Annotated in this window: 8 protein-coding genes and 1 pseudogene; 7 read left to right on the top strand and 2 right to left on the bottom strand. The window is 70.3% G+C overall.

All coding sequences use genetic code 11. The features are described from left to right. Both G6023_RS09160 and G6023_RS09155 read left to right on the top strand, forming a co-directional pair. Window positions 1–855, top strand: an 855-nt coding sequence (locus G6023_RS09160) for a glycosyltransferase (RefSeq protein ID WP_182635117.1), incomplete at its 5' end; no start/stop codon positions are given. A 137-nt stretch (window positions 856–992) separates the two neighbouring features. Continuing rightward, the gene (locus tag G6023_RS09155; protein WP_069389592.1) at window positions 993–1,556 is read left to right on the top strand and encodes a type III secretion system chaperone family protein; all 564 of its coding nucleotides are present in this window, start codon (window positions 993–995) and stop codon (window positions 1,554–1,556) included. 24 nt (window positions 1,557–1,580) lie between these two features. Here G6023_RS09155 and G6023_RS09150 read toward each other — a convergent pair whose 3' ends face one another. Beyond that, complete coding sequence (locus G6023_RS09150; protein ID WP_067717079.1) at window positions 1,581–3,290, bottom strand: long-chain-fatty-acid--CoA ligase; 1,710 nt, start codon at window positions 3,288–3,290, stop codon at window positions 1,581–1,583. Between the two features lie 41 nt (window positions 3,291–3,331). Here G6023_RS09150 and G6023_RS09145 point away from each other — a divergent pair, with 41 nt between their 5' ends. From G6023_RS09145 to G6023_RS09135, 3 genes are all read left to right on the top strand, one after another. Beyond that, a complete protein-coding gene (locus tag G6023_RS09145; protein ID WP_067717075.1) occupies window positions 3,332–4,078 on the top strand; it encodes a phosphoglyceromutase in 747 nt (248 codons plus the stop codon). Window positions 4,079–4,192: 114 nt separating this feature from the next. Continuing rightward, window positions 4,193–5,389 carry a sensor histidine kinase gene (locus G6023_RS09140; RefSeq protein ID WP_182635115.1) on the top strand — a complete coding sequence of 399 codons (1,197 nt, stop codon included), beginning with the start codon at window positions 4,193–4,195 and terminating at the stop codon, window positions 5,387–5,389. Next, window positions 5,386–6,075, top strand: a complete 690-nt coding sequence (locus G6023_RS09135; protein ID WP_182635113.1) for a response regulator — start codon at window positions 5,386–5,388, stop codon at window positions 6,073–6,075. The genes G6023_RS09140 and G6023_RS09135 overlap by 4 nt, the downstream gene beginning before the upstream one ends. A 98-nt stretch (window positions 6,076–6,173) precedes the next feature. On the opposite strand, the gene G6023_RS09130 is transcribed toward G6023_RS09135, so the two are convergent. Further along, complete coding sequence (locus tag G6023_RS09130) at window positions 6,174–7,034, bottom strand: DUF3109 family protein (protein ID WP_182635111.1); 861 nt, start codon at window positions 7,032–7,034, stop codon at window positions 6,174–6,176. A 33-nt stretch (window positions 7,035–7,067) separates the two neighbouring features. On the opposite strand from G6023_RS09130, the gene G6023_RS09125 reads away from it, so the two are divergent. Further along, window positions 7,068–8,015 (top strand): Ppx/GppA family phosphatase, encoded by a 948-nt coding sequence (locus G6023_RS09125; RefSeq protein WP_172815755.1) that lies wholly within the window; start codon window positions 7,068–7,070, stop codon window positions 8,013–8,015. Window positions 8,016–8,017: 2 nt separating this feature from the next. Continuing rightward, a pseudogene (locus G6023_RS09120) lies at window positions 8,018–8,253 on the top strand (hypothetical protein); the annotation flags it as partial.

Genomic DNA, 8,253 nt, shown 5'->3' with positions numbered 1-8,253 from the left:
GCGGTGAAGAACGCGGTCCTCGCCGAGGGGGACACCCCCGAGCCCGAGTCCCGGCGGATCGGTGAACAGCAGATCGTGGACGCCGCCGACCGGCTCGTCGCCAATACCACCGACGAACTGCGCGAACTCGTCGACTACTACGACGCCGACCCCGCGCATGCCGACGTCGTCCCGCCCGGCGCCGACCTCGAGCAATACACCCCCGGCACCCAACGCGGGACCGAGCGGGCCCGCCGCGCGCTCGGGCTGGGGCAGCATTCCGAGGTGATCGCCTTCGTCGGCCGGATCCAACCGCTCAAGGCGCCCGACGTGATCGTGCGGGCGCTGGCCGAGATGGTGCGCGCCCAGCCCCGCCGCGATGTGCGTCTGATGGTCGTCGGTGGGCCCAGCGGGTCGGGGCTCGAAAGGCCGCGCTCGCTGATGGAGCTGGCCGAGGAGCTGGGTGTGGCCGACCGCGTGTGCTTCCTGGCGCCGCGCCCGCCGTCGGAGCTGGTGGACGTCTACCGCGCCGCCGACATCGTGGCGGTGCCGTCGTACTCGGAGTCGTTCGGGTTGGTGGCGCTCGAGGCGCAGGCGTGCGGCACCCCCGTGGTCGCGGCCGCGGTGGGCGGGTTGCCGACGGCCGTCGGCGACGGCCGGACCGGGATCACCGTCGACGGGCACGATCCGCGGGAGTGGGCGCGCGTGTTGTCGGGATTGTTGGACGACGACGAGCTGCGCCTGTCGATGTCGCGGGCCGCCCCGGTACACGCCTCCGGGTTTTCCTGGGACTCCACCGCCGACGGGCTGCTGTCCTCGTATGCGGGCACGATGGCCGCATACCGGGCCCGACGTGCGGAGGCCACCGCGTCCTGATCTCCCGTCCGCAGGAGCCGCCGCGTCGAATCGCCTACGAGGCCCGGCCGACGCCTGGCCCGGCCGACGACAAGTCTTTGCCGACGACAGGCCCCAGCCGACGAGAAGTCCCAGCCGACCACCCCGAAGGAGTCACGATGATCGACCCCACCGAGAGCAAGCGCATGGACGACGACGGGCCGGCCCCGCACCGGGACGATGTCGACGCCCCCACCGTCGAGCGGATCCGCAACTTCCTCGTGGAGCGGGAGATCGAGTCGACGCTGGCCGACGGACGGACCTTCGTCGTGATCCTGCCGGGGGAGAAGCGCCTCAAGACCGCGTGCCACCTGACGGTGAACCGGGAGAGCGTGCGCATCGAGGCGTTCGTGTGCCGCCGACCCGACGAGGACTTCGAGAAGGTCTACAACTACCTGCTGCGGCGCAACCGGCGGCTCTACCAGGTGGCCTACACGCTGGACAACAACAGCGACATCTACCTCGTCGGCCGGATGCCGCTGGTCGCGGTGACCGAGGAGGAGCTCGACCGCGTGCTGGGTCAGGTGCTCGAGGCCGCCGACCACGACTTCAACGTCCTCATCGAGCTGGGCTTCCACACCTCGATCCGCCGCGAGTGGGAGTGGCGGGTGTCCCGGGGCGAGCCGCTGCGCAACCTCGACGCGTTCCGCCACCTCACCGAGGACCTGCCCCAGCCCGAGTAGCCCGGGGCCGGGACAACCCGCCGGTCAGGGGTTGATCTGCTGCGCGACCCTCTTGCGCAGGACCTTGCCCATCGGGTTGGTGGGCAGTTCGTCCAGTTCGACGAACTCGCGCGGGACCTTGTACCCGGCCAGCGAGCCCTTGCAGTGCGCGCGCAGGGCGTCGGGGTCGAGTGTGGCGCCGGGCTCCGGCACGACCGCGGCGATGACCTTCTCGCCGCCGTCGGAGCTCGGGCGGCCCACCACGGCGCAGTCCGCGACGCCCGGGGCCGTGCGCAGCACCGCCTCGACCTCCGACGGGTAGACGTTGAACCCGCCGGTGACGATCATCTCCTTGATCCGGTCCACCACGTGGAGGAAGCCGTCGGAGTCCTGCACCACGACGTCGCCGGTGCGGATCCAACCGTCGTGGAAGGTCTCGGCGGTCGCCTTCTCGTTGCGCCAGTAGCCCGGGAACACCTGCGGTCCTTTAACCAACAGTTCACCGGGCTCGCCGGCCGGTGCGTCGACCGAGGGGTCGTCCTTGTCCGCGACACGGATATCGGTGTCCGGGAACGGGACGCCGATGGAGCCGGCCCGCCTCGCCGTCGACATGGGGTTGCCGACGGTGATGGGGGAGGTCTCGGTCATCCCGTATCCCTCGACCAGGAGGCCGCCGGTGGCGGACTCCCACCTCTCGATGAGCTCGGCGGGCAGGCTCATGGCGCCGGACAGCGAGTGCCGGATGCCGTGCAGCGGGATCTTCCGCTTTTCGGCCTCCTCCAGGATCTTGGTGTAGATCGGCGGGACGGCCGGGATGAAGGTCGGCAGCTCCTTCTTCAGGATCGGCATGATGAGGTCCATGTCGGGGGTCGGGACCAGTTGGAGCCGCGCGCCCTCGGCGATCCCGAACACCACGCACAGCGTGACGCCGTAGGCGTGGAACATCGGCAGGGAGGCGAGGAACTTCTCCTCGCCCGGCGTGAGTTCGGGAACCCAGGCGCGACCCATCTTCGCGTTGGCCACCAGGTTGGCGTGGGTGAGCACGGCGCCCTTCGGGGTGCCGGTGGTGCCGGAGGTGTAGAGGATCAACGCGGGATCCTCGGCCGCCGGCCGCGGGTACGAGAAATCCAGCTCGGCGCCCGTCTCGAGGTCCGCCCAGTCCAGCGTGCCGGGTGCCGGCCGGGAGAGCTTGTCCCGGGAGGCGCGCAGTGACGGCACCGGCAGGTGCTTGAGCGCCAGCCTCTTGGCGGCGGGGAGCTCGTCGAGCAGGTCGACCGAGATGATGTGCTCGATCGCGGTGCCGGGCCGGTCGGCGAGGTCCCGCACCACGGGCGCGACGACGTTCCAGGTCACGACCACCTTCGCCCCGTGGTCGGCGAAGGGGCCCTCGAGCTCGTCGGCGGTGTACAGGGGGTTGTGCTCCACGACGATCGCACCGATGCGCAGGGCCGCATAGAAGACCGCGACGCCCTGGGGACAGTTGGGCAGCAGCACGGCGACGCGGTCGCCGCGGTCGACGCCCAGGCGCCGCAGGCCCTCGGCGGCGCGGCGCACCCGCCTGCCCAGGTCGGCGTAGGTGGTCAGGCGGCCGAAGAACTCGGTGGCGGGCCGGGACGAGTAGGAGCTCACGGCGTCGTCGAACTGGTCGATCAGCGTGGTGGTGCCGTAGTCGAGATCCTGCGTGGTCCCCGGCGTGTAGTGGACGGTCCACGGCCGCCCGGTCGATTCGGGGGTGTCTCCGGCGTGTGCGGTCATGTCTGCACCGTAGTCCTCGGAGCGCGGGTCATAATGGCCGTATGGCTTACGGAACACTCGTCCTCCTGCGTCACGGGCAGTCCACGTGGAACGCATCCAACCAGTTCACGGGCTGGGTCGATGTCGACCTCACCGATCTCGGTCGGGAGGAGGCGGTCCGCGGCGGAAAGCTCCTCGCCGAGGCCGGGATCCTGCCGGACATCCTGTACACCTCGCTGCTGCGTCGCGCGATCACCACCGCGAACATCGCGCTGGACGCCTGTGACCGCCACTGGGTCCCGGTGATCCGGCACTGGAAGCTCAACGAGCGTCACTACGGCAAGCTCCAGGGCCTGAACAAGGCGGAGATCAAGGACCAGTTCGGCGACGAGCAGTTCATGTTGTGGCGCCGCAGCTACGACACCCCGCCGCCGCCGATCGACCCGGCGGGCGAGTATTCGCAGACCTCCGACGTGCGCTACGCGGACCTGCCGGAGGTGCCGTTGACCGAGTGCCTCAAGGACGTCGTGGACCGGTTCATCCCGTACTACGTCGCCGAGATCGCCCCCAAGCTCGCGGAGGGCAAGACCGTGATGGTGGCCGCGCATGGCAACTCGCTGCGCGCCCTGGTCAAGCACCTCGACGGCATCTCCGACGAGGATATCGCCGGCCTGAACATCCCCACCGGGATCCCGCTGGTCTACCACTTCGACGAGACCGGGCTGGTCGCCAACCCGGGCGGCACCTACCTCGATCCGGAGGCCGCCGCCGCGGGTGCGGCCGCCGTGGCCAACCAGGGCGGCAAGTAGTAGGTGAAGGCCCGGTGAACGGGTCGCGAACCCCCGGCAGCCTGCGAACTTCGCGCAGGTGGCCGGGGGTTTGGCGATTCGGGCGCCGGAACGCCACACCGTAGGATCGGGGTCGTGCAGGTCAGTCTGGGGATCTTCCTCGCGATCGTCGCCGGGATCATCGGCTTCATCGTGGGCGGCTTCGTCGTCCCACTGATCCACCGACGCGGTGAGCGTCGGCGCGCGGAGCAGACCGGACCCAGCCGGCTGGACGTCCTGCGGGGCGTCTACCAACAGGCGCCGTACGCACTGGCGGTCGTGGATCGCCACCAGGACGTGGTCCTCTACAACCGTCGTGCAGCGGAGTTGGGGATCGTCGATGACCGCCTGCTGGTGGAACCGGTCTGGCGCGCGGCCCGGTCGACGTTCACGGACGGCCACCCCACCCGGTTCGACCTGCCCGCCAAGATGGCCCCCGGCCGCCGCCGCATCCCGTCGGTGAGCGGGCGCGGGGAGATCCTCGAGGGCAACGGCGAGCAGTTCGTCGTGGTCTTCGCCGACGACGACTCCGAGCACCGTCGTATGGAGGCGGCCCGCCGCGACTTCGTCGCCAACGTGTCCCACGAGCTCAAGACCCCGGTCGGGGCGATGGCGGTGCTCGCCGAGGCGCTGCTGGAGTCCAAGGACGACCCGGAGTCGGTCGAGTACTTCGGCGGACGCGTGGTGAGCGAGGCCCAGCGGCTCGGCAAGATGGTCTCCGAGCTCATCGAACTCTCGCGCCTGCAGGGCGCCGAACGGATCCGCGACCCGGAGCCGGTGGACGTGGACGACGTGGTGGCCGAGGCCCTGCGTCGGTCCGCGTCGGCGGCGGAGGCGGCCGGGATCGAGCTCATCACCGATGCGCCGTCCGGGCTGGAGGTCAAGGGGGACTGGACCCTCTTGGTCACGGCGGTGGCCAACCTCATCTCGAACGCCATCAACTACTCGCCCGACCACACCCCGGTGTCGATCACCCGGGCCGCGACCGGGGACACCGTGACGCTGCGGGTCACCGACCGCGGGATCGGCATCGCTCCGGAGCACCAGGCCCGCGTCTTCGAGCGGTTCTTCCGCGTCGACAAGGCCCGCTCCCGCGCCACCGGCGGGACCGGGCTGGGTCTGGCGATCGTCAAGCACGTCGCCCAGAACCACAACGGCGCCGTTAGCCTGTGGAGCCGCCCCGGTACGGGGTCGACCTTCACACTCGAACTTCCGGCTCATGTGGAGCCGGGTGGCGTCGGGGGGACCCCCGGCGCCGAGCACGCCGACCAAGGAGAGGACCAGGTGCCGTGACCAGGGTGCTGATCGTGGAGGACGAGGACTCGCTGGCGGATCCGCTGGCGTTCCTGCTCCGCAAGGAAGGCTTCGAGGTCACCGTCGCGGGGGACGGCCCGACCGCGCTGGAGAACTTCGAGGCCGACGGCGCGGACATCGTGCTGCTGGACCTCATGCTCCCGGGGATGTCCGGGACCGATGTGTGCAAGCGACTGCGGATGACGTCGACCGTCCCGGTGATCATGGTGACCGCGCGCGACAGTGAGATCGACAAGGTGGTCGGCCTGGAGTTGGGCGCCGACGACTACGTGACCAAGCCCTACTCGGCCCGCGAACTCATCGCCCGCATCCGGGCGGTGCTGCGCCGCGGCGCCGAGGCCGAGGCGGAGCCGGTCAGCGACATCGGCGTCCTGGAGTCGGGGCCGGTGCGGATGGACATCGAGCGGCACACGGTGCTGGTCCGCGGTTCGGCCGTCACGCTGCCGCTCAAGGAGTTCGACCTGCTGGAGTACCTGCTGCGCAACTCGGGCCGGGTCCTCACGCGCGGACAGCTCATCGACCGGGTGTGGGGGTCGGACTACGTCGGCGACACCAAGACCCTCGACGTCCACGTCAAGCGTCTGCGCTCGAAGATCGAGTCTAATCCCGGCAAGCCGGTGCACCTGGTGACCGTCCGCGGGCTGGGCTACAAGTTCGAGGGCTGACCGCCCCCGCTGGAAATCCGCTACCCTCCGTCCGGATCCGCTACCCCTACACGGGTGGCGGATCCGGACGGAGGGTAGCGGATTCCGGACTGCCCCGGTCAGGTCTCGCTGGCTCGTTCGGTCTGCGCCCGCTCGGTCGCCGGGTGCACGGCCACGATCCCGAGCTGCCGCCGACGCCGGCACGCCGCGGCGAGCACCTCGTAGCACTCGGCGCCCAGCAGTTCGACCAGCTCGTCACGTAGGGAGATGTAGACGGGGTCGACGCCGACGTGAGCCTCGGGCGAGCCGGTGCAGTACCAGTCGAGGTCCAGCCCGCCCGGGCCCCAGCCGCGGCGGTCGTACTCGCCGACGCGGGTGTGGAGGATCTCCACCTCGTCGGGGCGGGTCTCCCATTCGCGGGTCACGTGGATCGGCAGCTGCCAACACACGTCCGGCTTGGACTCGGGCAGGCTCCGCCCGGTCCGCCCGGCCAGGTGGTGCAGGGCGCAGCCCGACCCGGTCGGCCATCCGACGTCGTTGAAGAATACGCACCTCCCGCCCAGGCGGCGCGTCCTGAGAGCGGGCTCCATCTCGCCGTCGTCGCCGGTCAGTTCGTCCTCCTCCAGCCACGCCTCCTGCGCGGCCCCTTCCGCCGTCGCGGCGGCGTGGGCGGCCTCGCGGTGCTGCCATTCCTCCGGACGCAGCAGGGCGACGTTGGCCTCGAGCCGTTGCCGGTCGGAGTCGTCGGAGAGGAAGGCGCCGTGCGTGCAGCAACCGGAGTCGGGCTGGTCGCGTTCGATGCCGTGGCAGGCCGGCGTGCCGAAGACGCACGTCCACGACGAGAGCAGCCAGGTCATGTCGGCGGAGATCAGATGTTCGTCATTCGCGGGGTCGGGGAACGTGTACCACTCCCGCGGGAAGTCGAGGGGGACCTCGGGCTGAGGGGCGCCCGGGGTCGGGGGGCGTTCGGTGGCGGTCACAACCTGCGACCGTAGACCGTTTAGGGTGGTCGTGTGAGATTAGGTGTCCTGGACGTGGGAAGTAACACGGTCCACTTCGTGGTGGTCGATGCCCACCGGGGTGGTCATCCCACGCCCATGAACGATTCCAAGACCCGGCTACGCCTGATCGAGTACCTGGACGACGACAACAACATCTCCAAGACCGGCATCGCCCGGCTCATCGACGCGGTCAACGAGGCCGCCGAGCTCGCCGAGGCCACCAAGTGCCGCGAGGTCATGGCGCTGGCCACCTCCGCCGTGCGCGACGCGGCCAACTCGGACGACGTGTTGGCCAAGGTGGAGAAGGAGACCGGCATCGAGCTGCGGGTGCTCTCCGGTGAGGACGAGGCGCGCATGACGTTCCTCGCCGCGCGTCGGTGGTACGGCTGGAGCGCGGGGCGGATCATCAACCTCGACATCGGTGGTGGGTCGTTGGAAATGACCCACGGGGAGGACGAGCTGCCCGAGCAGGCGTTCAGTCTGCAGCTGGGCGCCGGCCGGCTCACCCACGACTGGTTCAAGACCGACCCGCCGGAGCGCAAGCGCATCAACCAGCTGCGTGACTACATCGACGCCGAGCTCGACGGGCCGGCCCGGGAACTCCGGGCGGCCGGTGAGCCCGACCTCGCGTGCGCCACCTCCAAGACGTTCCGTATGTTGGCCCGGCTCACGGGTGCGGCGCCGTCGTCGGAGGGCCCGCGCGTGGAGCGGGTCCTCACGGCCGCCGGTCTGCGGCAGGTGATCGCGTTTATCTCCCGCATGACGGCCGCCGACAGGGCAGAGTTGGAGGGCATCAGCTCCGACCGCTCGCATCAGGTGGTGGCGGGAGCGCTGGTGGCGGAGGCGTCCATGCGTGCGTTGGGTCTGGAAAGTGTGAAAATCTGTCCGTGGGCTCTGCGAGAGGGGCTCATCCTGCAGCGTCTCGACCGGGACGTGGGCGGCGACGGGAAGGGGAGCTGACGATGGCCGAGGATTCAGACGGTCAGCAGATCACCGTGGCGGAGTTGCTCAAGCGCATGGGCGCGGAGCAGCAGGACGCCCCGGCCGGGCGTCGGCGTCGCCGGGCCGACGAGGGCGGCGGACTCAGCGTCTCCGAGCTCACCGGTGAGATCCCCAAGATCACCGACGACACCGTGCTCAGTGGTCGCGCGGCGCGGCGTCGGGCGCGGGAGGCCGAAGAGGCCGCGGCCGCCGGTGG

The organism is Dietzia sp. DQ11-71 (genome assembly GCF_014144995.1).
GTDB lineage: Bacteria > Actinomycetota > Actinomycetes > Mycobacteriales > Mycobacteriaceae > Dietzia > Dietzia kunjamensis.
Note: the sequence above shows the minus strand (reverse complement) of the source record. Positions and strands in the feature narration are given on the sequence as shown.

What these genes read in the sequence shown, in the direction of transcription:
- G6023_RS09150 (WP_067717079.1), bottom strand. Translation starts at nt 3,290, where the DNA reads ATGACCGCACACGCCGGAGACACCCCCGAATCGACCGGGCGGCCGTGG.
- G6023_RS09155 (WP_069389592.1), top strand. Translation starts at nt 993, where the DNA reads ATGATCGACCCCACCGAGAGCAAGCGCATGGACGACGACGGGCCGGCC.
- G6023_RS09145 (WP_067717075.1), top strand. Translation starts at nt 3,332, where the DNA reads ATGGCTTACGGAACACTCGTCCTCCTGCGTCACGGGCAGTCCACGTGG.